Source organism: Halalkalibacter alkaliphilus (genome assembly GCF_023555415.1).
GTDB lineage: Bacteria > Bacillota > Bacilli > Bacillales > Bacillaceae_D > Halalkalibacter > Halalkalibacter alkaliphilus.
This window is the reverse complement of the sequence record NZ_JAKRYL010000043.1, coordinates 1-20,671: the sequence shown is the minus strand read 5'-3', so window position 1 is coordinate 20,671 and position 20,671 is coordinate 1. Positions and strand designations below refer to the sequence as shown.

The window sequence follows — 20,671 nt, the reverse complement described above, 5'->3', positions numbered from 1 at the left end:
TTATATGCGCCCTTAGCTCAGCTGGATAGAGTGTTTGACTACGAATCAAAAGGTCGGGAGTTCGAATCTCTCAGGGCGCGCCATGTATCTTTTTAGTTAATATAATATGCGGGTGTAGTTTAGTGGTAAAACCTCAGCCACGAGCAAAACATCTGCCGAATTATCTGCGAGTTGTCTCGACGCATTTGCTTCTAAGAGATACTTGAAGAGGAAGAGACATGTTAGTACGTTATTTTTACAAGAGGTGACAAAATATTATCATGCGGGTGTAGTTTAGTGGTAAAACCTCAGCCTTCCAAGCTGATGTCGTGAGTTCGATTCTCATCACCCGCTCTTAGTAAATTACTGTGGGCCTGTAGCTCAGCTGGTTAGAGCGCACGCCTGATAAGCGTGAGGTCGGTGGTTCGAGTCCACTCAGGCCCACCATTCCACAGTAGCTCAGTGGTAGAGCTATCGGCTGTTAACCGATCGGTCGTAGGTTCGAGTCCTACCTGTGGAGCCAAGGAGAAGTACCCAAGTGGCTGAAGGGGCGCCCCTGCTAAGGGTGTAGGTCGTTTACGCGGCGCGAGGGTTCAAATCCCTCCTTCTCCGCCATGACAAGTTTTAAATAATATTGGCCCGTTGGTCAAGCGGTTAAGACACCGCCCTTTCACGGCGGTAACACGGGTTCGAATCCCGTACGGGTCACCATAATTTTGAGGAAGATCGTTCGTTTTTGAAACAACTACTTTGAAAAGAAGCAAGAGCCATTAGCTCAGTTGGTAGAGCATCTGACTTTTAATCAGAGGGTCGAAGGTTCGAGTCCTTCATGGCTCACCATTTTAAATATTTTATGAAAATAAATCATGCGGGTGTGGCGGAATTGGCAGACGCGCTAGACTTAGGATCTAGTGTCTTTTGACGTGGGGGTTCGACTCCCTTCACCCGCATAAAAAACCATACATAGTGTATGGTCTTTTTTTATGGAGAAAAATCATCGTTAATCTTTCTTCGATTGATCGGCTGTTTTCTTCTCTGGTACTAGATCAATTCCACCAGGATGAAAAGGATGACACTTAAGAATCCTTTTTAACGTTAACCATCCACCTCTAATTGCACCAAATCTTTTGATAGCTTCCATTCCATAATGAGAGCATGTCGGATAAAACCGACAAGTAGGAGGTTTTATGGGTGATATAACGAGCTGATAAAAGCGGATGATGGATAAGAGGATTGTTTTCATTTGAGACACCTTTCAAAAAAATTTAAAGATTAAGAAGGAAATTATCAGTCTTTGTCTAATTATAACAAATAATAATTTTGAAAGGAGGCTCGAATAAAATAACGCTACGTATTATCCCCGCTTTAAAAATTCCTCAGAGGTGATGAAAATTGAATAATGAAAAAGGCTTTACCCTCGTTGAAATGTTGATTGTCCTAATGATTATTTCGATTCTCCTCCTAATCGCCGTTCCAAACATGTCGAATAATAATGATGTTGCAGCTTCAAAAGGGTGCGAGGCTACTGTGAAATTGCTTCAAGCTCAAGTGTATGCGTATGAGATTGAAGAAGGTGAATTACCTAGTCATCTAGATGTTCTTTCTCCTGATTATGTTGATAAACTCACATGCCCTGATGGGACTGAATTAGATTACAGCCCAGGTAGTGGAAAAGTAACAATTAAATCTTCTTAATATGAGCTCAAACAAAGGATATACCCTCATCGAATTGCTTATCACTTTATCCATTCTATCTTTCATTCTTCTAATACCAATAATTAAACTTTCCAATCCATCATCAAATGATTACGAAGCCGATTTAATTGCTAAACAAATTAAAGAACAAATTCTTCTCGCACAGCATGTGGCAATAGCAAATGGGAGAAGAGTTTTTATCCGTATGAACAATGACACGAAAGAGTTTTCTATTCGCTATAACAGTTTTAATGATTATTTAGTTATCCCGTATCAACACTCGGATATGGTATTTGAGTCTCAAACCCTCTCTCTTACTTCCATTTATTTTCATACCAATGGTCATCCTGGTGCATCAGGTACCTTTCAGTTAAGAATTGGTAAGAATAGGTATCGCTATACGATTTATTTAGGGAAAGGAATGGTTTCCTATACAAAAATGTAGTGGCTTTACGTTAATAGAAGTGCTATTTGCTTTTAGTTTTTTCGTGTTGTTTAGCGCTTCTATTTTTCCCTTGTTAATAAGTGTATATACTGAAAGAACGGCAATTAATGAAGAGATTCGTGCTTTGCTATTATTGGAAGAGGCAGTGAATCATTATAAAGCTGGTCTGCCTGTCAGTGATAGGAGAGTTGACAGGGTTTTAATTGGAAAAGAGGAAGTAGATGAAGATTTGTTGCGGTTTTGTGCAAGGTGGATTGGAAGAAATGGGAGGGACTATGAACGTTGTTTCTTTGCTTCGAAATGAAAAAGGATTTTCTATGATTGAGCTCATGATTGCGCTCGTTATTTTTTTAATTATTGTTTCGATGTTTCCTAAAATTATGTTGGTAAGGACAAGTGGTTACTATACAAATACAATATCACCACAACAAGTTATGACTTTTTTTAATCAATTAGCTCATGAGATTCGAATAGCTTCAAAAGGAGAAGTAATAGATGGAACTTTGCGATTAACAAGGTTCAATGGTGACCTGATTGAAATCGAGCTATTAGAATCAAAACAGTTACGCAGCAGGAAAAATAAAGAGGGTCATAATCTTCTTATTGAACAAGTCAAAACTTTTTCATGCAGTGTCTCTGAACGTATTGTTACGTGTAATATCGAGATGCTAGATGGCTTTCGTAGTAGTAAGACGATGCTGTTGCTGTATGCCAAATAAGGAGGTTGCTTGTGAATCAAGAGAAGGGATTTGTTTATCCAGTTACTTTGCTTATGTGTATGCTAATTTTGCAAGTCCTTATTTACCAAGTATCTTTATATCTGACTGAAAAGCAAGCAGTTTACGAGCAAGAGCGTCTCATGCAAATTGAAACTCTTCTTCAATTAGGTATAAGTGATTTTTTGAACGGAGAGTACGACCCAGTTCTTGATAAAAAGATACTCTTTTCATATCCAAACGGTACAGTTACACTAAGTATAGAAACTTATCTTCATGATATTAGTAACATCTCTGTAAAGGCTAATTTGGAAACCGGTCACGAGCGAATTGCTGGTTTTCAATATAATTGGAGCAATAAGGTATTGGATAATTATTGGGAGGTTTCATAACGTGTCGCATCAATATTACATCACAGGATTTATGGGGTCTGGAAAAACAACGATAGGACAAGCATTAGCTGAAAAAATAGGCTATCGTGTCATCGATACTGATCAATGGATTGAAAGCAAAGAGCATATGTCCATATCAGAAATTTTTGAAAAAAAAGGAGAAGCTTATTTCAGAGAACTTGAAACGCAAGCATTAAAAGAAATACGAGGAGAGCGGACGATAATTACGACTGGTGGAGGTATCGTAAAAAAGGGTAGAAATAGGGAAATAATGTCCTCTCAAGGTAAAGTTATTTATTTACAAGCAGACCTTGATGAGTTATTAAGGCGTTTAGAAGGTGATGAGACTAGGCCTCTATTACAACAACAAGAGAAAGATAAAGTCCAAAAACTATATGAATCAAGGCTCGACCTGTATGAACAGGCTGATATTATCGTGAATACAGTTGGGAAATCGGTTTTAGATATTGTTCGTGAATTAGAATTGATTTTAAAATCCTAATGTTTGGGCATACTTATGCTAGATGCATTAGGAGTTGAGAAATATGTCATTAAATGATTATGTGAAATTTTTGACACAACAAGCAGTAATTAGAATGGATCAACCAAAAGAAGAGAGACGTACAAAAAAACTCGAACGCAGAGCTGACCGTCCACCTTTTTCTAATCATGCATTTGGTATGATTCCACTTGGCATTTCGTTGTTTTTAAGAAGAAAACCCAAAAAAAACATTCGTAGAAAGTAAAGAGCGAAGATGTCTTTTGACAATCTTCGCTTTTTGTCATTTTATTGGCTAATCAATGATTTTCTTTTCTTTATTTTGCTACCATACTATAATGAGGGAAGTAAGGTAAGTTTGGGAGTGAACATGATGGAACAAAACACATTAAAAATAACAAATGTATTGTCAGATCCAACAAGGTTCTCGATTTATCAATATATTGTAAAGCAACGTGAACATGTAACCGTACAGCAAATTGCTGATCAGTTTAATATACATCCAAATGTTGCTCGTCTGCATTTGACGAAATTAGAAGACGTACAAATGATTATTTCAGAGACACAAAAGACAGGAAAGGGCGGACGACCTAGCCGCTATTATAAGTTGTCTGATGAAGTCATTCAACTGCAGTTCCCTTATAGAGACTATCAAAGGTTAGCAAAAATGGCATTAGCATCATTGGTGGAGCTTGGAGATATTGGTTTCGAAGCGCTTAAAAAAATGGGGTATAAGTATGGACGCGAGAGTGCAGACTTGTATGTGAAGCAATTTCACTTTGATGTAGAGAATGCAACAATGGAACAAAAAGTTAGAATAATTGAGCAAATAGCGATTAACCAAGGGTTAAACCCGGAAATTTCTTACTCAACCGAAAAGGATGAAATTGAGTTTAGTATTTATAACTGTACATTTAAAGAATTGATGAGTGAGCAATCGATTTCTCTTTGTTCTATGCATCATGAGTTATTTAAAGGCATTTTCTCCTACTTTCTTGGGGAACATACTCTTAAGGACAATATGAAGTTAACAGATCCAACGGCGAAAGCTTGCTCTTATTCTGTCATTAAATTATAGGTGACACAGTTTTGCCATTCATCAAAGCATTTACAGTCTGGAAGTAGTCGTATATAATAAGGTCTGTACTTAATCATTTGCTATCCTAAACAAATACTGTCGTGTGTGGCAAATTTGTTCATGAAGGAGGGAAACCCAAATGGATCGTATGTATCGTGTTTTAGCATTTTGGACAGGAATCTTTTCCGTTCTGTTCTTTGTTGGTCATATGTATAATGTAGCATTGTTGTTCTTTGCGCAAACTGGCGCATTATTGGCTCTAAGCTACCTAAACCTATCAGAACGTGTGTACATGTACATTTTTGGTGCCTATTTAACGATTTTCTTCGTAGGGTTCACGTATTACACAACGTTCTTGTTAGTACCAAGCTTTGGAGGGCATTAATTATTTCATTGTACATATGTACAGAAGAGAAACCGTTTCCTTATTTAGAGGACGGTTTCTTTCTTGTTGAAAGTTAATACTATTGACACAGTGTTAAAGTATTTATACAATAAAACTAGATTGGTGATCTTTGATAGGGAGTCCCCCTCCCCTCAAGGTTCTTGCATCAATACGATTTACTCCCCAAAGGGCTTCCACTAATTGTGGAGGTCCTTTTCTACATATAAAAAAGGTATCCTAAAAGATTAATCATACCTTTTGGATACCTCTTTATTACTTAAAATCCAGACAAAAATGGATTACCATCCATTTCATTTCCTATTGTAGTAGTAGGTCCGTGGCCACAAGCAACAATGGTTTCCTCTGGTAACTCAAGAAGCTTCTTATGTATGCTCGTTAACAACAATTGATGATCGCCACCCGGCAAATCGGTTCTCCCGATACTTTGGGCAAATAATGCATCTCCAGAGAAAACAACCGCTTCGTCTTTAAGGTAGAAAGAAACACTTCCTGGTGAATGCCCAGGAGTTTCATACACGCTAAAGGAGAACGAACCAATTGTAATAGTATCTTCCTTTTCAATAATACAATCTGCGGGCTTCACTGTAATTGCGTGATTCCCCATAAAACGTGATGAGCCGTTTTTATTAGGGTCTGCTAGCCAATCTTGTTCATTCTTATGTAGGTAGACGGGACAATTGAATTCATTTCGAACGTCATCGACAGCACCAATGTGGTCAAAGTGAGCATGTGTTAATAAGATGGCAATTGGTTTTAAGTTCTGTGATGTTAGCCACTGAATAAAAGCTTGTCCGTCACCGCCAGGATCAATGATAACCGCTTCGTTAGCATCGTTTTGTAATACGTACGCGTTTGTTTGTAATGGGCCAAGTGGTAATTGTGTCCATTTCATAAAAATCCCTCCAAGTTATTTAAGTTATTCCTATCATACATTACGAGAAGCGACTCGACAAATAAAGAAAAAAAGAGTAAAATAAATGAAAAATGCCCAATATAAATATGAGGAAACTGTACTAGCTTCGTCAAATTTTAGGCTGACAACGTTCTCAAATGGCATTATAATAGGACTAGTTAAGCTGGGTTCTTAGTTTTACATAAGGAGGGGAAGACAGTATGATCTTTTCTATCATCATGTTAGTTACGGCGCTTTTATGTGCAGTTGCGATTGTTCGTGAACTTCGCAGAAAGAACTTCTTTGCAGTAGGCTTTGCCGGAATTTCATTTGTTGTTTTTGGTTGGTTTGCAGTGGCAACGATTATTTCAATCATTACAACAGGTGGTGGAGCACCAACGGCTCACTAAGAATAATCCACGAAAAAAGGCAGCTACCTTTGGAGTAGATGCCTTTTTTCTGGGGATGTGTTAAAAGGTCAAAAGCAGACCTTTTGGACACATCCCCTTTTTCTGTTAAAAAACCTGTTGCTCTAAATAGAACATTCCGCCGTTAATAATAGACACATGAATCTGAGGCTCATATTGTTCTTTTAAGGCTTGTTTCTCAACCTCATAGCTTTCGGGTTTCTCATCATAATCTTCATAAAACTGTTCAAGCAGTGACAAGTCTGTTTCCCATCTGTTTACTGCTTCTTCTGCCCATGTTTTGTCTTCATTTTCCGCATAGGTCTGAACCATTTTCTGCAATCGAATCAATCCACTATGAACCGTGATAAGAGGGGATAATTTAAAGCAGAAATCTGGAATGTTGGGAGATAGTTTTTTTTCTTGTAGCTTATTGTAAAATTGTTGGACAATTTGACCATGAATGAGATTTAATCCTAAAGATAACAATACATCTTTTTTGCGGTCACATTGAAATGAAACTTTCATATTCAAACACAACCATGGTTGCAAAGGAATGGACTTTCTCCCAGATGCCTGTATGTCCTCGTAAAGGCGAATGAAGCCTCCTAATTCACGTGTCGATCCAAATAATTGCCGAAGTCTTGGTGACCCAAAGTGAATCTGTTCTCCACGTAAATCATCGGGGACATTCGTCTGATCCGTAATAAACGTCACCTGCATCGGGTTAGGCTCGCCACCTGTTTTTTCAAGGTAATGCCAATAAAATGGTCTATTCATTAATAATTTATCTAGTTCAATCGATAATTGAACTTTTAAATAACTTGAAGTATTTTCAATGATTGGGCTATCATTCGCTTGAAAGTAGCGCTCTAAAAAATCATGAACTTGAGGCTGTTGCATCGATCTGATCCTCCTTACTAGAATTAGCCGCTTCTTCTGCTGCATCATTCATAATGGCAGCAAGATGATCAAATTTAATACGCATTTCTCCTTCAGAATCTGATTGCAATAAAATATCTTGCACATGTTCTTCAACTGAAGGGAGATCAATTTTCGTTAATATATCATCGAGCTCACCGATAACGGCTTCAAATAGGTGAATCTTCTCATAAAGCAATTTAAGGATATGCTGCTCGACGGTGTCATTAACAGCAAAGTTGTAAATTTTCACATCTTCTTGTTGGCCAAGGCGATGAATGCGCCCAATTCGTTGTTCAATACGCATTGGATTCCATGGCAAATCATAGTTAATGATATGACTGCAAAATTGCAAGTTAATTCCTTCACCGCCTGCCTCAGTTGCGATTAATACTTGGGCATGATTTTGAAAGAGCTGACGCATCCAGTCTTTTTTTCCTCTTTTAAATCCTCCTCTAAAAGGTACTGAGGAGATGCCATTTTGTTTTAAAAACCATTGTAAATACAACTGTGTTGCACGGTATTCAGTGAAAATAATAACTTTATCATTGATCTTCTTGATGATCTCTAGTGCTTTCTCGGCTTTTGCATGGCCTTCTACCTCACCAATTTTGTTCAATAAGCGTTCTGCACCAGGAAGTTTTCGTCCTTCGGCATGGGCTCGTTCAACCATGTTTTTTAGTGTCATAAAAGCAGCCTCTCTGCTGCTGCACAATTCCCTTTTTAAAGTCAGCAAGCCAAAATGACTTGAATCACCATTTAATTTTTCAATCTCTTCATAAAAGGCGCGTTCTGATTCACTAAAATCAATCGGTACCGTTTCAACGATACGCTTTGTCCATTCAATGCCAGTTTCCTCACGACGATTGCGCACCATGACTTTGTTGACTAACTCTCTTAATTTTTCTTCATTTTTAGGTGATCTTTTATTCGAACGATATTCTTTTTCAAAAGAAGTGATATCTCCTAGATGCCCAGGTTTAAGCAGTGAAACCAAATTAAAGATTTCCTCGAGCTTGTTTTGGACTGGTGTTGCGGTTAATAACAAACAGAATTTCTTCTTTAACTTTTTAATGAACTCATAATTTTTCGTTTTTGGATTTTTAAGTTTATGAGCTTCATCAATAATGACTAAATCATATGGCTGGTCTAAGACGATATCATGATGTGGTTGCCTTTTGGCTGTATCAATGGAAGCTACGACAACATCGCATTGCTCCCATACATATGATTTTCGTTGGGCAACAGCTGGAATATGAAACTTCGTATTTAATTCAATCGCCCATTGGGAAACAAGAGAAGCTGGAACGAGAATTAATACTTTTTTTACTAACCCACGGATCATATACTCTTTTAAGATTAGTCCAGCCTCGATTGTTTTTCCAAGCCCTACTTCATCGGCAAGTATTGCTTTGCCATTCATTTGCTCAATAACTGTATTTGCCACTTCAATTTGGTGTGGAAACGGCTTTAATTGAGGTAGGTGCTTAGGTGCTTGTAAACCATGAAACTCTGGTATGATTTGGTGTTGTTCTGCTTCATACGCTAGTTTAAAAAGTTCCCAATTAGACCAAGGTCCATCTTGATCTAATCTTTCCTTGAAGGTGTCGTTCCAATTCTGATCAAAATGTATATCAATCTTCATTTTCATCACCCTTTCAATCAAACTGCTATATCCGAATGAAATTAAAAAAAATCTATAAAATAATCTGATTTAGTAAATAAACAGTTGCGAAAACCTATTCAACTTGGTAGGATATTAATATAAATCCGAATTACACATATTGCCTAAATTTTAAAAGGTTTATACATGTAGTATGTACCAATCATAAGAATTTCATGAGTAAGAGTGAAAACAATTAAATGACTTGCGGATGAGGATAAGGGGAGAGCTTGCGAATTATGCAACGCCGAAGGAGCAAGTATTAGATAATGTGTTATCAATGCGAATCTCTCAGGCAAAAAAGACTCTTATTTGACGCAGCTCTGGAGAGTGCTTATGATAAGCCACCTACGAAGACACTATATTCTTTTTAGAATATAGGAAACTTTCTGGTTACAGGACAGAGTTATACACAAAATAGTGTATAACTCTGTCCTTTTTGCATTTTTGAATTAACTTTTAGGAGGTTTGATCATGGCTGATTTAAAGAGAACACCACTATTTCATCTTTATAAAGAAGGTGGAGCAAAGACGATTGATTTTGGGGGATGGGATCTTCCCGTTCAGTTTTTAAGTATTAAAGAAGAGCATGAAGCAGTCCGTACAAAGGCAGGACTATTTGATGTTTCACATATGGGTGAAGTAGAAGTCAAAGGCCCACGCGCACTTGATTATTTACAAAAACTAATGACAAATGATGTATCCAAACTAGTAGATGGTCAGGCACAATATACAGCCATGTGTTACGAAGATGGCGGGACGGTTGATGACTTGCTTATTTACAGAAAGGCAGAAGACGATTATTTACTCGTAATTAATGCCTCAAACATTGAAAAAGACGTTGAGTGGATGCAGCAACATATCATTGAGGGTGTAACAGCGATAAATGTTTCTAGTGACATCGCACAATTAGCGATTCAAGGACCTATAGCAGAACAAATTTTGCAAAAAAGAACGTCTTTTGATCTTTCTTCCATTCGGTTCTTCCGGTTTGCTGACCAAGTTAACGTAGATGGTGTCGATGCACTCGTTTCGAGAACTGGTTACACAGGCGAAGATGGATTTGAGCTTTACTGTGCTGCAGATCAAGCTGCTAAGCTATGGAAAAGCTTGCTTGAAGCAGGGAAAGAGGATGGCCTTGTTCCTTGTGGATTAGGAGCACGTGATACATTACGCTTTGAAGCAAGGTTGCCTCTTTACGGGCAAGAATTAACAAAAGAAATTTCCCCACTTGAGGCTGGAATTGGCTTTGCCGTAAAAGTAAATAAAGATGCAGACTTTATTGGGAAAGAAGCGTTGAAGAAACAGAAAGAAGAAGGGCTGAAAAGAAAGCTTGTCGGCCTTGAAATGATTGATAAAGGTATCCCTCGTACAGGGTATGAAGTGTTTGTTGGTGATAAATTAGTAGGTTTTGTCACGACAGGAACTCAGTCACCTACATTAAAGAAAAATGTCGGCCTTGCCGTTCTAGATATAGATGTTACTGCACTTGGAACAGAAGTAGAAGTTCAAGTTCGTAAAAAGCGTCTTAAAGCACAGGTCGTATCAACGCCATTTTATAAGAAGTAAGAGGAGGAACATACATGAATCACCGTTATTTACCGATGACAGATGCAGATCAAAAAGAAATGCTTGAAACAATCGGTGTACAGTCGATTGAGGAATTGTTTTCTGATATTCCAAGTGAAATTCGCTTTAAAGGAGAAATGAATGTCAAAGAAGCTTTGAAAGAGCCAGAGCTCATCTCATATTTTCGAGAGTTAGCTGCGAAAAATGTGTCACTTAAACAAACCCCTTCTTTCCTAGGGGCTGGCGTATATGAACATTATATCCCATCAATTGTTGATCACGTCATTTCTCGTTCTGAATTTTATACTGCTTACACGCCATATCAACCAGAAATCTCACAAGGAGAGCTCCAAGCGATTTTTGAGTTTCAAACGATGATTTGTGAGCTTACAGGAATGGATTTGGCGAACTCGTCTATGTATGACGGCCCAACGGCTTTAGCAGAAGCTGCGATGCTAAGTGCAGGACAGACGAAAAAGAAAACGATTCTAGTTTCTAAAGCTGTTCATCCGGAAGCTCGTGCCGTCCTGCAGACTAATGCAACGGGGCAGCGTTTAAATGTGATAGAAATTGATACAGCTAATGGTGTGACAGATTTGAAACAGTTGCAAGAAATATACGGGGATGACACAGCTTGTGTTGTTGTTCAACATCCGAACTTTTATGGCAACCTTGAGCCTTTAGCTAAGTTAGAAGAGATTACGCATAGCAAGAAAGCAATGTTTGTTGTGTCTAGTAACCCACTTGCTTTAGGTTTGCTAAAGCCGCCTGGTGAATTTGGAGCAGATATCGTCGTTGGTGACGCGCAACCATTTGGAATTGCAACACAATTTGGTGGTCCGCATTGTGGCTATTTTGCAACAACGAAGAAATTAATGCGTAAAGTCCCTGGTCGTCTAGTTGGGCAAACAACAGATGAACATGGTCAACGTGGATTTGTTTTAACGTTGCAAGCACGTGAGCAGCATATTAGACGTGAGAAAGCTACTTCTAATATTTGTTCAAACCAAGCGCTAAATGCTTTAGCAGCTTCCGTTGCAATGAGTGCGATTGGCAAAAAGGGCGTAAAGGAAATGGCGTATCAAAATGTACAAAAAGCAGCTTATCTGAAAAAGCAGTTGAAGGCTCATGGAGTAGAAATGGTTTCAGAACAACCTACATTTAATGAGTTTGTCATTAATGTGAAGAGACCCGTTTCGGAAGTAAATGAGCTGTTACTTTCCAAAGGATTTATTGGAGGGTATGACCTCGGACGTGATGATAACTCGCTACAGGGCCAAATGTTAGTAGCTGTGACCGAAGTACGAACAAAAGAAGAAATTGATACTTTTGCCAAGGAATTGGGGGCATTACTATGATAACTAAAGATCAGCCATTAATTTTTGAACGCAGCAAGCCAGGAAGAGTTGGACATAGCTTACCAACATTAGATATTGAAGAACAGTTAATTGATGAGTTGATTCCAAGTGAGTTTTTACGTGAATCAGAACCTGAATTGCCAGAAGTTTCAGAGCTTGAGATCATGCGTCATTACACAGCATTATCAAAACGTAATCATGGTGTAGATTCAGGGTTTTATCCACTTGGTTCTTGTACGATGAAATACAATCCAAAAATTAACGAGGATGTCGCGCGTTTTGAAGGATTAGCTCATATTCACCCATATCAACCAGTAGAACAAGTCCAAGGTGCAATGGAATTACTTTATGAGCTTCAAACATCATTAGCTGAAATTACAGGGATGGATGAAGTAACACTTCAACCAGCAGCAGGTGCTCATGGTGAGTGGACTGGGCTCATGATGATCCGCGCTTTCCATGAAGCGAACGGGGACTTTCAACGTACAAAAGTTATTGTGCCTGACTCTGCACATGGAACGAATCCTGCATCAGCAACAGTCGCTGGTTTTGCATCAGTTACGGTACGGACGGATGACAATGGCTTAGTTGATTTAGATCATTTACGTGAAGTTGTTGGTGAGGATACAGCAGCACTCATGCTAACGAACCCAAATACACTTGGGTTGTTTGAATCATACATCGTAGAGATGGCTCAAATTATTCATGAAGCTGGTGGGAAACTTTATTACGATGGCGCTAATTCAAATGCCATCTTAGGAATTGCAAGACCTGGAGATATGGGGTTTGATGTGGTTCACTTGAACTTGCATAAAACATTTACAGGTCCTCACGGTGGCGGTGGTCCAGGATCAGGTCCAGTAGGAGTAAAGAAGGATTTAATCCCTTATTTGCCAAAACCAGTCATTGTTAAGCGTAAAGATGGTTTGTTTGATTTTGATTATAATCGTCCGGAATCGATTGGCCGTGTGAAACCATATTACGGTAACTATGGTATTAACGTTCGTGCATACACGTATATCCGTACGATGGGACCTGATGGCTTACGTAAAGTTTCTGAATATGCCGTATTAAATGCAAACTATATGATGCGCAGACTAGAGCCTTATTTTGACCTCCCTTATACACAACATTGTAAGCATGAATTTGTTATTTCAGGTCGTCGTCAAAAGAAACTAGGTGTACGTACATTGGACATTGCCAAACGCCTTTTAGATTTCGGGTACCATCCGCCAACGATCTACTTCCCATTAAATGTTGAGGAATGTATGATGATTGAGCCAACGGAAACCGAATCAAAAGAGACGCTAGATGAATTTATTGATGCGATGATTCAAATTGCGCGTGAAGCAGAAGAAAATCCAGAGATCGTCCAAGAGGCACCGCATACAACTGTTATTTCAAGGCTAGATGAAACAACAGCAGCAAGAAAGCCAATTTTAAAATATGAAAAAGCATAAGCTTATATAGCACTCCGTACGAAAAAGCCTTCTATGACCCCATAGAAGGCTTTTTTAATGAGGAAACAAGTTTAGCTTAGTAGGCGTATTTTCGAGAAAAAACAGGAATAAAAAAGAGATGCACCAAAAACATGGTAGCACCTCTTAAAAGCTTACTTTTTCTTAATTTTCCCTGACCACTTTTTAAATCCACCTTTAAGGTGCGAAATATCTTCGACGCCGCGCTTTTTCTTAATTAGTTGAGCAGCTTGTCTGCTCCGAGCACCTGACTGACAGTATAAATAAACGGGTTGATCATTACGCACTTCATTCATACGTTGACGAAGTTGGGACATAGGGATGTTTCTAGCTCCAAGTATGTGACCACCGTCAAATTCACGTGGTTCGCGAACATCGATCAACTGTGCTTTACGATAGCCTTTAATGAAGTCTTCTTGTGTTAATGTTTTTAAATATTTTGGATTGTAAAAGCGCTTGAAAACGAGATACGCTACAAATCCAAGTAGGATAAGCCATAAGAATTCCATAGGTTGTTGTCTACACTCCTTTGCGTACTACATCAATATTTATTATAATAGCCGCTAAGCAAATACGCAATAACTCAAATAACTTGGCTAGAAACAACTCGTTTGATAGAATGACATAGAGAACATATTGGAAAGAAGCGATGTGAAATGAAAGAAACATGGCGTTACATAGATTCTGGAGACTGTTCTCCTGCTTATAATATGGCCTTGGATGAGGCATTGTTAGATTGGCATAGTAAAGGGATAATTCCGCCTACGATTCGTTTTTATGGTTGGAATCCTGCTACTCTATCAATTGGATATTTCCAAAAGGTGGAGAAAGAAATCAATATGGATAAAGTTAGAGAGTATGGATTAGGATTTGTTCGTAGACCAACAGGTGGACGTGGCGTCTTACATGATAAGGAATTAACGTATAGTGTGATCGTATCAGAGGAACATCCAGAGATGCCAAAGACGGTAACGGAAGCGTATCGTGTCATTTCTGAAGGGATTTTAGAAGGTTTCAAAGATGTGGGACTTGATGCATATTTTTCGATTCCAAGAACGGAGGAGGAGAAAAGCGCCCTTAAAAATCCTCGGTCTGCGGTCTGTTTTGATGCACCGTCTTGGTATGAACTTGTTGTTGAGGGAAGAAAAGTCGCAGGAAGTGCACAAACAAGGCAAAAAGGTGTAATCTTACAGCATGGTTCGATCATTTTAGATATCGATGAGGATAAACTTTTTGACTTGTTTAACTATTCGAGTGAACGGTTACGTGAACGCATGCAAAAGAATTTTAAAAATAAAGCCGTCGCTATTAATGCTTTAAGAAGTGAACCTTTAACGATGGAAGAAGCAAAAATGGCGTTTAAGCGAGGATTTGAAAAAGGGTTAAACATTGAACTAGAGCCATACAGGTTATCGGAAGAGGAAGAAGAAGTCGTTCTGCAAATTGCAAGAGATCGTTACGAGCAGGATGAGTGGAATTTTAGAAAATAAGTCAAAAGGACCTGTCTTTAAATGAGACAAGTCCTTTTATGGTTGCAAACTATGCTTTTGGCAATAGCTCTTTGAATTTAGTTTGAAGGTCTTGCGTTACTGGGCCGATAGGAAAGGTTGTTGTTAGTTGACCATATACGGCTTTAATCGGAGTGATTTCTACTGAAGAGCTAGAAATGAATGCTTCGTCTGCATGCTCTAATACTTCGACAGGGAATGCTTCTTCTACAACCGAATAATTGTGTTTTTGAGCTAATTCAATGACTAATTGTCTTGTTATCCCATTTAAAATTAGGTTTGTTGCCGGATGTGTGTATAACACTTTATCTTTAATAAGAAAAAGATTAGAAGATGAGCCTTCAGTAATTGTTCCGTTCCGATGAAGAATCGCTTCTTGGCAGTTATTATCGGCAGCTTCACGTTTAACCATTACATTGCCTAATAAATTAATCGTTTTAATGTCACAGCGTAACCAACGAATGTCATCTGTTAACCAAACATCAATGCCGTTTTTCTGTATGTCTTCGGTGTTATGAGCAGGTTGAGTGAATGCTGTGAACACTGGTGTCGATTCTCTTGAATACAAGTGGTTACGTGGCTCAACTCCACGCGTTACTTGAAAATATACAAGGCCAGTTTGCACTGAGTTTTTTTCAATTAACGTAGTGATGTATTCTTGAATTTGTTCTTTTGAGTATGGTAGCTTGATGTCTAATTTACTAGAGCTTTGAACAAGCCGATTTAAATGGAGATCCATAGCAAAAGGTTGACCTTCATATACTTTTACTACTTCATATATGCCATCACCAAAATAATATCCACGATCGTCAAAATGTATCATTGCATCTTTTTTAGGGAGAAGTTTGTTATTTTGTATTATGTATTCCATTTTTTGATTCCTCCAACTATTATAATCTCAATATATTGATTGAAAATTACCTACATGTATGCATCAAGAATAACATAATTAAGCCAATCATCTATTAAAAATTTTGTCAAACATTTTGTATTTGGCGTATAACAGTGATGAAATAAGCCATTGAAAAAGTCTTTGCTATGGCAAGAGACAAATTCGTTCAAAATGTCGAAAAAAAGCGGATAACATTCTAGTAAACTCGCAAATCCTTCTTTTTTTTACCCATTTCAAAGTTGACAAAATGAATTAAAAAGGATTTTGGCACAATATATGGTGTATTGAAAATAAATTTGAGCACAATATATTGAATCTAGTGCCAATCTTGTGGTAAGCTTACCCAAGAATATCGTACATGGACAAACACCAGAATTAAAGATCAACTAGATATACTAGTAAAATATAGATTTCCATGTGAAAGAGGAGGAGACGCGAATGGCAATGACGATGTCAAATGTTATGCGCCTGAATACGGAAAGATTAAATGAGGATATTGAGCAATTTTCGCAAGTACACCCAATCACAAGCGATATGCATATTACTCAAAAAGGCGTATCAAGACTCGTAATGTTAGACCGTTACACGTTTAAAGATACAGAGAAGAAAACACTTAGAGAAGGGGATTTCGTCGTTTTAACCGTAAAAGACGACCCTAAGTTTCCTGCACGTGGATATGGATTTGTGATGGAGCTTGACCAAGTGAAAAATCATGCAAAGGTACTCGTTGATGAAGAGTTCCGAGGAGTGCTTGAAGGGGACGAGGCAGAAACAGGAATCGTAACTCGTTCACTTGATACAATTGAGAAGCCTCTTGAAATTTATTATGAGCAAATTGCAAAGCGAAATGCGACAGGACTTGCATCAGTTGAAACTACAGTGGAAAAACGTCAAGAAGCGTTCGAACAATTTTATGAACAGCTTGTTTCCATGAACTTCATTCCAGCAGGTCGTGTTTTGTATGGTGCTGGAGCGGAAACGGATGTTACGTACTTCAATTGTTATGTCATGCCATACGTTCAAGATTCACGTGAAGGAATTTCTGAACATCGTAAGCAAGTGATGGAAATTATGAGTCGTGGTGGAGGTGTGGGTACGAACGGTTCGACACTACGCCCACGCAATACACTAGCTCGGGGAGTAAATGGTAAGTCATCTGGATCGGTTTCATGGCTAGATGATATTGCAAAACTAACGCATCTTGTTGAACAAGGTGGGTCAAGGCGTGGAGCTCAAATGATCATGCTTTCTGATTGGCATCCTGATATTTTAGAATTCATCATTTCTAAAATGCAAAACCCGCGCATTTTGCGTTTCTTGTTGGAAAATACAGAAGATGAGCATATTCAAAAGCTCGTAAAAGGCAAGCTTTCTTTCACCCCATTAACGGTGGTTGAAGAGTCAATGTATCAAGGAATCGTTAATTACAAGACGATTGCTGGGCAGGGTGGTTTCGATCCGAAAGTGATTGAGAACGCAGAGGAAAAGTTACACGTAGGCGGAACATACTCAGTCAATAATGCTGAATTTTTAACAGGTGCTAATATTTCGGTATGTTTAACGAAAGAATTTATGGAAGCTGTTGAAAATGATGAAGAATATGCCCTTCGTTTTCCTGATGTAGAAAATTACAATGAAGCTGAAATGGCTGCTTATAACGAAAAGTGGCATGAAGTCGGCGACGTTCGTGAATGGGAAGAATTAGGTTACGGTGTTAGAACATACCGTATTATTAAAGCGAAGGAACTTTGGAATCTTATAAATATTTGCGCAACGTATAGTGCAGAACCAGGAATCTTCTTTATCGATAATGCGAATGATAAAACAAATGCAAAGGCATATGGGCAAAAAGTCGTTGCGACGAATCCATGTGGAGAGCAACCTTTAGCTCCATATTCTGTATGTAACTTAGCAGCGATTAACTTAGCTGAAATGGCAAATAAAGAAACAAAAGAAGTGGACTTTGAAAAGTTAAAGAAAACGGTCGAAGTCGGTGTTCGCATGCAAGACAATGTTATTGATGCAACTCCATATTTCTTAGAACAAAACACAAAACAAGCCAAAGGTGAGCGTCGTGTTGGTTTAGGAGTGATGGGTCTTCATGATCTACTGATTTATTGTGAATCAGTATACGGCTCTGAAGAAGGGAACGATCTTGTTGATCGAGTGTTTGAGACGATTGCGACTACAGCTTATCGTACAAGCATTGAGCTTGCTAAAGAAAAAGGAAGCTTCCCATTCTTAGTAGGTAATACGGATGAAGAAACAATGGAGCTTCGTACTGCATTTATTAATACAGGTTATATGACATCCATGCCAGAAGATATTCGTGAAGGGATTTTAGAGCATGGGATCCGTAATTCGCATTTGCTTACAGTTGCACCAACAGGTAGTACGGGAACAATGGTCGGAGTGTCTACTGGGCTTGAGCCTTACTTTTCATTCTCTTACTTCCGTAGTGGCCGTTTAGGTAAGTTTATCGAAGTGAAAGCAGGCATCGTAGAAGAGTATTTACAAGCAAATCCAGGTGCAGATGAAAATCAACTACCTGAATGGTTTATCTCGACAATGGAGTTACCACCAGAGGCCCATGCAGATGTTCAGTGTATCATTCAACGCTGGGTTGATAGTTCATTATCAAAAACGGTTAATGCTCCACGTGGATATACAGTTGAACAAGTACAAGCTGTTTATGAGCGCTTGTACCGTGGTGGTGCTAAAGGCGGAACGGTTTATGTTGATGGAAGCCGTGATGCGCAAGTTCTATCTTTAAAAGCAGAAGAAAATCGTTTTGATGATGAAACAGAGACACAATCAGAATCAAATAAAAAAGTTGTATTAATTGATACAATCTCTGAAGTGAGATCAACAAATGTAACAATCGGTTCTGAGGTTGGCAATACGTGTCCAGTTTGTCGTGAGGGGCAAGTTGAGGACCTTGGTGGTTGTAACACTTGTACAAGTTGTGGTGCACAGTTAAAGTGTGGACTTTAAAATAAATAATGCTAGGGGCTATTCCAAAAGGTCAAAACCATTTGGAATAGCCCCTTTTCTAGTAACTGGAAGGCTGAATCCTCTTAATATGCACACTCTATAGAAGCGTATTAAAAAAAGTAATAAACAGAGGTGCATATTACATGAAGGCGTTTGAACCACAACTTGTTTATATAGAACCAGGGGCGCTAGAGTACCCACTAGGTCGTGAGTTGAAAGAAAAGTTTGAGAAAAAAGGTGTAGAGATAAGAGAGACAACATCTCATAATCAGGTGCGAAATATTCCAGGTGAAAATGAACTACAGCAATATAGAAATGCAAAATCAACCCTTGTTATCGGTGTAAGGAAGACCTTAAAATTTGACACATCAAAGCCTTCAGCCGAATATGCGCTGCCGCTTGCAACAGGGTGCATGGGACATTGCCATTACTGCTACTTACAAACGACTCTTGGAAACAAACCATATATTCGCACGTATGTGAATTTAGAGGAGATCTTTGATGCTGCTGATCAATATATAAAGGAAAGAGAACCAGATATTACTCGGTTTGAAGCGGCTTGTACATCTGATGTTGTAGGGATTGATCATTTAACTCATTCTCTTAAGAAGACGATTGAGCATATAGGACAGACTGATTTAGGGCGATTACGATTTGTAACGAAGTATCATCATGTCGATCATTTACTCGATGCGAAACACAATGGAAATACAAGGTTTCGATTTAGTGTAAACTCAGATCATGTAATTAAACAGTTTGAGCCGGGGACTTCATCATTTTTAGAGCGCATTGAAGCCGCTGGGAAAGTAGCCAAAGCGGATTATCCTTTAGGCTTTATCGTAGCCCCGTTAATTTTGCATGATAATTGGAAAGAAGGATACTATGAGTTATTTGAACGATTAGAAGCTATCTTGCCACTTTATGCGAAAAAGGATTTAACGTTTGAATTGATTCAACATCGCTTCACAAAGACAGCAAAGAATATTATTAAAAAACGATATCCTAAATCGAAACTCGAAATGAATGAGGAAGAAAGAAAATACAAGTGGGGGAGATACGGGCGTGGAAAGTACGTCTACAAAGATGAACAAGCTGGAGACTTAAAAGAAACGATACAATCTTATATTGATAAATTCTTTCCAGAAGCAAAAATGGAATACTTCACATAAACTTTGTTAACTCATTGTCCTCGTCCTACATTCTGTTGTAAAATAAGAGTGTTGCACATTTTTTATATCAATAGAATAGGTTTATAATACAGGGCTGTATTGTACACCGTATCTGTCAGACGTTTATGTTTGACAAAAAATGGAGGGGACCTTATGCCAACACCTAGTATGGAAGATTATTTAGAACGAATATATATGTTAATTGAGGAGAAAGGGTATGCGCGAGTCTCCGATATTGCAGAGGCATTAGAAGTCCATCCGTCTTCGGTGACAAAGATGGTTCAAAAGTTAGATAAAAGTGAATACTTAATATATGAACGATACCGAGGGTTAGTACTAACGGCAAAAGGGAAGAAAATCGGAAAGCGTTTAGTGTACCGTCATGAGTTATTAGAAGATTTTATGCGACTAATTGGTGTCAATGATTCACATGTGTATCAAGATGTAGAAGGGATTGAACATCATTTAAGCTGGGATGCCATTGATCGTATTGGTGATCTTGTTCAATACTTCCAAGAAAAAGAGACAAGAGTAAACGAATTAAGAGATGTCCAGAAAAGAAATGAGGAAGAAGATTAAGAGAAAACATTCGCAATTATTGCGGGTGTTT

22 protein-coding genes, 8 tRNA genes and 1 riboswitch are annotated in these 20,671 nt (G+C 38.4%); of the genes, 24 read left to right on the top strand and 6 right to left on the bottom strand.

Annotated features, from left to right (window positions below; genetic code table 11):
* Window positions 1-6 precede the first annotated feature (6 nt).
* The 8 genes from MF646_RS22425 to MF646_RS22390 all read left to right on the top strand — a co-directional run bounded on the left by MF646_RS22425 (window position 7) and on the right by MF646_RS22390 (window position 929).
* A tRNA-Arg gene (locus tag MF646_RS22425) sits at window positions 7-83 on the top strand.
* 179 nt (window positions 84-262) lie between these two features.
* Window positions 263-333, top strand: a tRNA-Gly gene (locus MF646_RS22420).
* Window positions 334-349: 16 nt separating this feature from the next.
* Window positions 350-426 (top strand) — tRNA-Ile (locus MF646_RS22415).
* A 1-nt stretch (window position 427) separates the two neighbouring features.
* A tRNA-Asn gene (locus MF646_RS22410) sits at window positions 428-502 on the top strand.
* 1 nt (window position 503) lies between these two features.
* Window positions 504-594 (top strand) — tRNA-Ser (locus tag MF646_RS22405).
* 21 nt (window positions 595-615) lie between these two features.
* Window positions 616-690: transfer RNA gene (locus MF646_RS22400), tRNA-Glu, on the top strand.
* 53 nt (window positions 691-743) lie between these two features.
* Window positions 744-819: transfer RNA gene (locus tag MF646_RS22395), tRNA-Lys, on the top strand.
* A gap of 28 nt (window positions 820-847) precedes the next feature.
* A tRNA-Leu gene (locus MF646_RS22390) sits at window positions 848-929 on the top strand.
* Between the two features lie 50 nt (window positions 930-979).
* Here MF646_RS22390 and yidD read toward each other — a convergent pair.
* Entirely contained in the window at window positions 980-1,222 is a 243-nt protein-coding gene (gene yidD, locus MF646_RS22385; RefSeq protein ID WP_250098720.1) for a membrane protein insertion efficiency factor YidD, read from the bottom strand.
* A gap of 149 nt (window positions 1,223-1,371) precedes the next feature.
* Between yidD and comGC the strand changes: the two genes are divergently transcribed.
* The 8 genes from comGC to MF646_RS22345 all read left to right on the top strand — a co-directional run bounded on the left by comGC (window position 1,372) and on the right by MF646_RS22345 (window position 5,189).
* Window positions 1,372-1,674 carry a competence type IV pilus major pilin ComGC gene (gene comGC / locus MF646_RS22380; RefSeq protein ID WP_275980423.1) on the top strand — a complete coding sequence of 101 codons (303 nt, stop codon included), beginning with the start codon at window positions 1,372-1,374 and terminating at the stop codon, window positions 1,672-1,674.
* Window position 1,675: 1 nt separating this feature from the next.
* On the top strand, window positions 1,676-2,119 hold the full coding sequence (comGD, locus tag MF646_RS22375; protein ID WP_250098719.1) for a competence type IV pilus minor pilin ComGD: 444 nt from the start codon (window positions 1,676-1,678) through the stop codon (window positions 2,117-2,119).
* 221 nt (window positions 2,120-2,340) lie between these two features.
* Window positions 2,341-2,838 carry a competence type IV pilus minor pilin ComGF gene (locus tag MF646_RS22370; protein ID WP_250098718.1) on the top strand — a complete coding sequence of 166 codons (498 nt, stop codon included), beginning with the start codon at window positions 2,341-2,343 and terminating at the stop codon, window positions 2,836-2,838.
* An 11-nt stretch (window positions 2,839-2,849) separates the two neighbouring features.
* The gene (comGG, locus tag MF646_RS22365; protein WP_250098717.1) at window positions 2,850-3,227 is read left to right on the top strand and encodes a competence type IV pilus minor pilin ComGG; all 378 of its coding nucleotides are present in this window, start codon (window positions 2,850-2,852) and stop codon (window positions 3,225-3,227) included.
* 1 nt (window position 3,228) lies between these two features.
* Window positions 3,229-3,729: a shikimate kinase gene (locus MF646_RS22360; RefSeq protein WP_250098716.1), complete on the top strand. Its 501-nt coding sequence runs from the start codon at window positions 3,229-3,231 to the stop codon at window positions 3,727-3,729.
* 43 nt (window positions 3,730-3,772) lie between these two features.
* Complete coding sequence (locus tag MF646_RS22355) at window positions 3,773-3,973, top strand: YqzE family protein (protein ID WP_250098715.1); 201 nt, start codon at window positions 3,773-3,775, stop codon at window positions 3,971-3,973.
* 126 nt (window positions 3,974-4,099) lie between these two features.
* Complete coding sequence (locus MF646_RS22350; RefSeq protein WP_250098714.1) at window positions 4,100-4,804, top strand: helix-turn-helix transcriptional regulator; 705 nt, start codon at window positions 4,100-4,102, stop codon at window positions 4,802-4,804.
* Window positions 4,805-4,943: 139 nt separating this feature from the next.
* Window positions 4,944-5,189: a DUF2626 domain-containing protein gene (locus tag MF646_RS22345; RefSeq protein ID WP_034633638.1), complete on the top strand. Its 246-nt coding sequence runs from the start codon at window positions 4,944-4,946 to the stop codon at window positions 5,187-5,189.
* Between the two features lie 277 nt (window positions 5,190-5,466).
* On the opposite strand, the gene MF646_RS22340 is transcribed toward MF646_RS22345, so the two are convergent.
* Complete coding sequence (locus MF646_RS22340) at window positions 5,467-6,102, bottom strand: MBL fold metallo-hydrolase (protein ID WP_250098713.1); 636 nt, start codon at window positions 6,100-6,102, stop codon at window positions 5,467-5,469.
* Window positions 6,103-6,323: 221 nt separating this feature from the next.
* On the opposite strand from MF646_RS22340, the gene MF646_RS22335 reads away from it, so the two are divergent.
* Window positions 6,324-6,512: a DUF2759 domain-containing protein gene (locus MF646_RS22335; protein ID WP_250098712.1), complete on the top strand. Its 189-nt coding sequence runs from the start codon at window positions 6,324-6,326 to the stop codon at window positions 6,510-6,512.
* 105 nt (window positions 6,513-6,617) lie between these two features.
* Here MF646_RS22335 and MF646_RS22330 read toward each other — a convergent pair whose 3' ends face one another.
* Entirely contained in the window at window positions 6,618-7,412 is a 795-nt protein-coding gene (locus tag MF646_RS22330) for a YqhG family protein (protein ID WP_250098711.1), read from the bottom strand.
* On the bottom strand, window positions 7,390-9,075 hold the full coding sequence (locus MF646_RS22325) for a DEAD/DEAH box helicase (protein WP_250098710.1): 1,686 nt from the start codon (window positions 9,073-9,075) through the stop codon (window positions 7,390-7,392). The genes MF646_RS22330 and MF646_RS22325 overlap by 23 nt, the downstream gene beginning before the upstream one ends.
* Window positions 9,076-9,304: 229 nt before the next feature.
* A riboswitch (glycine riboswitch) is annotated at window positions 9,305-9,411 on the top strand.
* 156 nt (window positions 9,412-9,567) lie between these two features.
* Here MF646_RS22325 and gcvT point away from each other — a divergent pair.
* Genes gcvT through gcvPB form a run of 3 tightly spaced genes read left to right on the top strand, consistent with a single transcriptional unit; the run spans window position 9,568 to window position 13,480 of the window.
* Window positions 9,568-10,662, top strand: coding sequence for a glycine cleavage system aminomethyltransferase GcvT (gene gcvT, locus MF646_RS22320; protein WP_250098709.1), 1,095 nt, complete (start codon window positions 9,568-9,570; stop codon window positions 10,660-10,662).
* 14 nt (window positions 10,663-10,676) lie between these two features.
* On the top strand, window positions 10,677-12,020 hold the full coding sequence (gene gcvPA, locus MF646_RS22315; RefSeq protein ID WP_250098708.1) for an aminomethyl-transferring glycine dehydrogenase subunit GcvPA: 1,344 nt from the start codon (window positions 10,677-10,679) through the stop codon (window positions 12,018-12,020).
* Window positions 12,017-13,480 (top strand): aminomethyl-transferring glycine dehydrogenase subunit GcvPB, encoded by a 1,464-nt coding sequence (gcvPB, locus tag MF646_RS22310; protein ID WP_250098707.1) that lies wholly within the window; start codon window positions 12,017-12,019, stop codon window positions 13,478-13,480. The genes gcvPA and gcvPB overlap by 4 nt, the downstream gene beginning before the upstream one ends.
* 152 nt (window positions 13,481-13,632) lie before the next feature.
* On the opposite strand, the gene MF646_RS22305 is transcribed toward gcvPB, so the two are convergent.
* The gene (locus MF646_RS22305; protein ID WP_250098706.1) at window positions 13,633-14,007 is read right to left on the bottom strand and encodes a rhodanese-like domain-containing protein; all 375 of its coding nucleotides are present in this window, start codon (window positions 14,005-14,007) and stop codon (window positions 13,633-13,635) included.
* 147 nt (window positions 14,008-14,154) lie between these two features.
* On the opposite strand from MF646_RS22305, the gene MF646_RS22300 reads away from it, so the two are divergent.
* The gene (locus MF646_RS22300) at window positions 14,155-14,988 is read left to right on the top strand and encodes a lipoate--protein ligase family protein (RefSeq protein ID WP_250098705.1); all 834 of its coding nucleotides are present in this window, start codon (window positions 14,155-14,157) and stop codon (window positions 14,986-14,988) included.
* Between the two features lie 49 nt (window positions 14,989-15,037).
* Here the strand turns inward: MF646_RS22300 and dat are convergent, their stop codons facing one another.
* Window positions 15,038-15,877 carry a D-amino-acid transaminase gene (gene dat / locus MF646_RS22295; RefSeq protein WP_250098704.1) on the bottom strand — a complete coding sequence of 280 codons (840 nt, stop codon included), beginning with the start codon at window positions 15,875-15,877 and terminating at the stop codon, window positions 15,038-15,040.
* A gap of 459 nt (window positions 15,878-16,336) precedes the next feature.
* Here dat and MF646_RS22290 point away from each other — a divergent pair, with 459 nt between their 5' ends.
* From MF646_RS22290 to mntR, 3 genes are all read left to right on the top strand, one after another.
* Entirely contained in the window at window positions 16,337-18,892 is a 2,556-nt protein-coding gene (locus MF646_RS22290; protein ID WP_250098703.1) for a vitamin B12-dependent ribonucleotide reductase, read from the top strand.
* 143 nt (window positions 18,893-19,035) lie between these two features.
* Complete coding sequence (splB, locus tag MF646_RS22285; protein WP_250098702.1) at window positions 19,036-20,061, top strand: spore photoproduct lyase; 1,026 nt, start codon at window positions 19,036-19,038, stop codon at window positions 20,059-20,061.
* A 153-nt stretch (window positions 20,062-20,214) separates the two neighbouring features.
* Complete coding sequence (gene mntR, locus MF646_RS22280) at window positions 20,215-20,640, top strand: transcriptional regulator MntR (protein WP_250098701.1); 426 nt, start codon at window positions 20,215-20,217, stop codon at window positions 20,638-20,640.
* Window positions 20,641-20,671 lie beyond the last annotated feature (31 nt).

What these genes read in the sequence shown, in the direction of transcription:
- yidD (WP_250098720.1), bottom strand. Translation starts at nt 1,222, where the DNA reads ATGAAAACAATCCTCTTATCCATCATCCGCTTTTATCAGCTCGTTATA.
- comGD (WP_250098719.1), top strand. Translation starts at nt 1,676, where the DNA reads ATGAGCTCAAACAAAGGATATACCCTCATCGAATTGCTTATCACTTTA.
- MF646_RS22370 (WP_250098718.1), top strand. Translation starts at nt 2,341, where the DNA reads ATGAAGATTTGTTGCGGTTTTGTGCAAGGTGGATTGGAAGAAATGGGA.
- MF646_RS22355 (WP_250098715.1), top strand. Translation starts at nt 3,773, where the DNA reads ATGTCATTAAATGATTATGTGAAATTTTTGACACAACAAGCAGTAATT.
- MF646_RS22350 (WP_250098714.1), top strand. Translation starts at nt 4,100, where the DNA reads ATGGAACAAAACACATTAAAAATAACAAATGTATTGTCAGATCCAACA.
- MF646_RS22345 (WP_034633638.1), top strand. Translation starts at nt 4,944, where the DNA reads ATGGATCGTATGTATCGTGTTTTAGCATTTTGGACAGGAATCTTTTCC.
- MF646_RS22340 (WP_250098713.1), bottom strand. Translation starts at nt 6,102, where the DNA reads ATGAAATGGACACAATTACCACTTGGCCCATTACAAACAAACGCGTAC.
- MF646_RS22335 (WP_250098712.1), top strand. Translation starts at nt 6,324, where the DNA reads ATGATCTTTTCTATCATCATGTTAGTTACGGCGCTTTTATGTGCAGTT.
- MF646_RS22330 (WP_250098711.1), bottom strand. Translation starts at nt 7,412, where the DNA reads ATGCAACAGCCTCAAGTTCATGATTTTTTAGAGCGCTACTTTCAAGCG.
- MF646_RS22325 (WP_250098710.1), bottom strand. Translation starts at nt 9,075, where the DNA reads ATGAAGATTGATATACATTTTGATCAGAATTGGAACGACACCTTCAAG.
- gcvT (WP_250098709.1), top strand. Translation starts at nt 9,568, where the DNA reads ATGGCTGATTTAAAGAGAACACCACTATTTCATCTTTATAAAGAAGGT.
- gcvPA (WP_250098708.1), top strand. Translation starts at nt 10,677, where the DNA reads ATGAATCACCGTTATTTACCGATGACAGATGCAGATCAAAAAGAAATG.
- gcvPB (WP_250098707.1), top strand. Translation starts at nt 12,017, where the DNA reads ATGATAACTAAAGATCAGCCATTAATTTTTGAACGCAGCAAGCCAGGA.
- MF646_RS22305 (WP_250098706.1), bottom strand. Translation starts at nt 14,007, where the DNA reads ATGGAATTCTTATGGCTTATCCTACTTGGATTTGTAGCGTATCTCGTT.
- MF646_RS22300 (WP_250098705.1), top strand. Translation starts at nt 14,155, where the DNA reads ATGAAAGAAACATGGCGTTACATAGATTCTGGAGACTGTTCTCCTGCT.
- dat (WP_250098704.1), bottom strand. Translation starts at nt 15,877, where the DNA reads ATGGAATACATAATACAAAATAACAAACTTCTCCCTAAAAAAGATGCA.
- MF646_RS22290 (WP_250098703.1), top strand. Translation starts at nt 16,337, where the DNA reads ATGGCAATGACGATGTCAAATGTTATGCGCCTGAATACGGAAAGATTA.
- splB (WP_250098702.1), top strand. Translation starts at nt 19,036, where the DNA reads ATGAAGGCGTTTGAACCACAACTTGTTTATATAGAACCAGGGGCGCTA.
- mntR (WP_250098701.1), top strand. Translation starts at nt 20,215, where the DNA reads ATGCCAACACCTAGTATGGAAGATTATTTAGAACGAATATATATGTTA.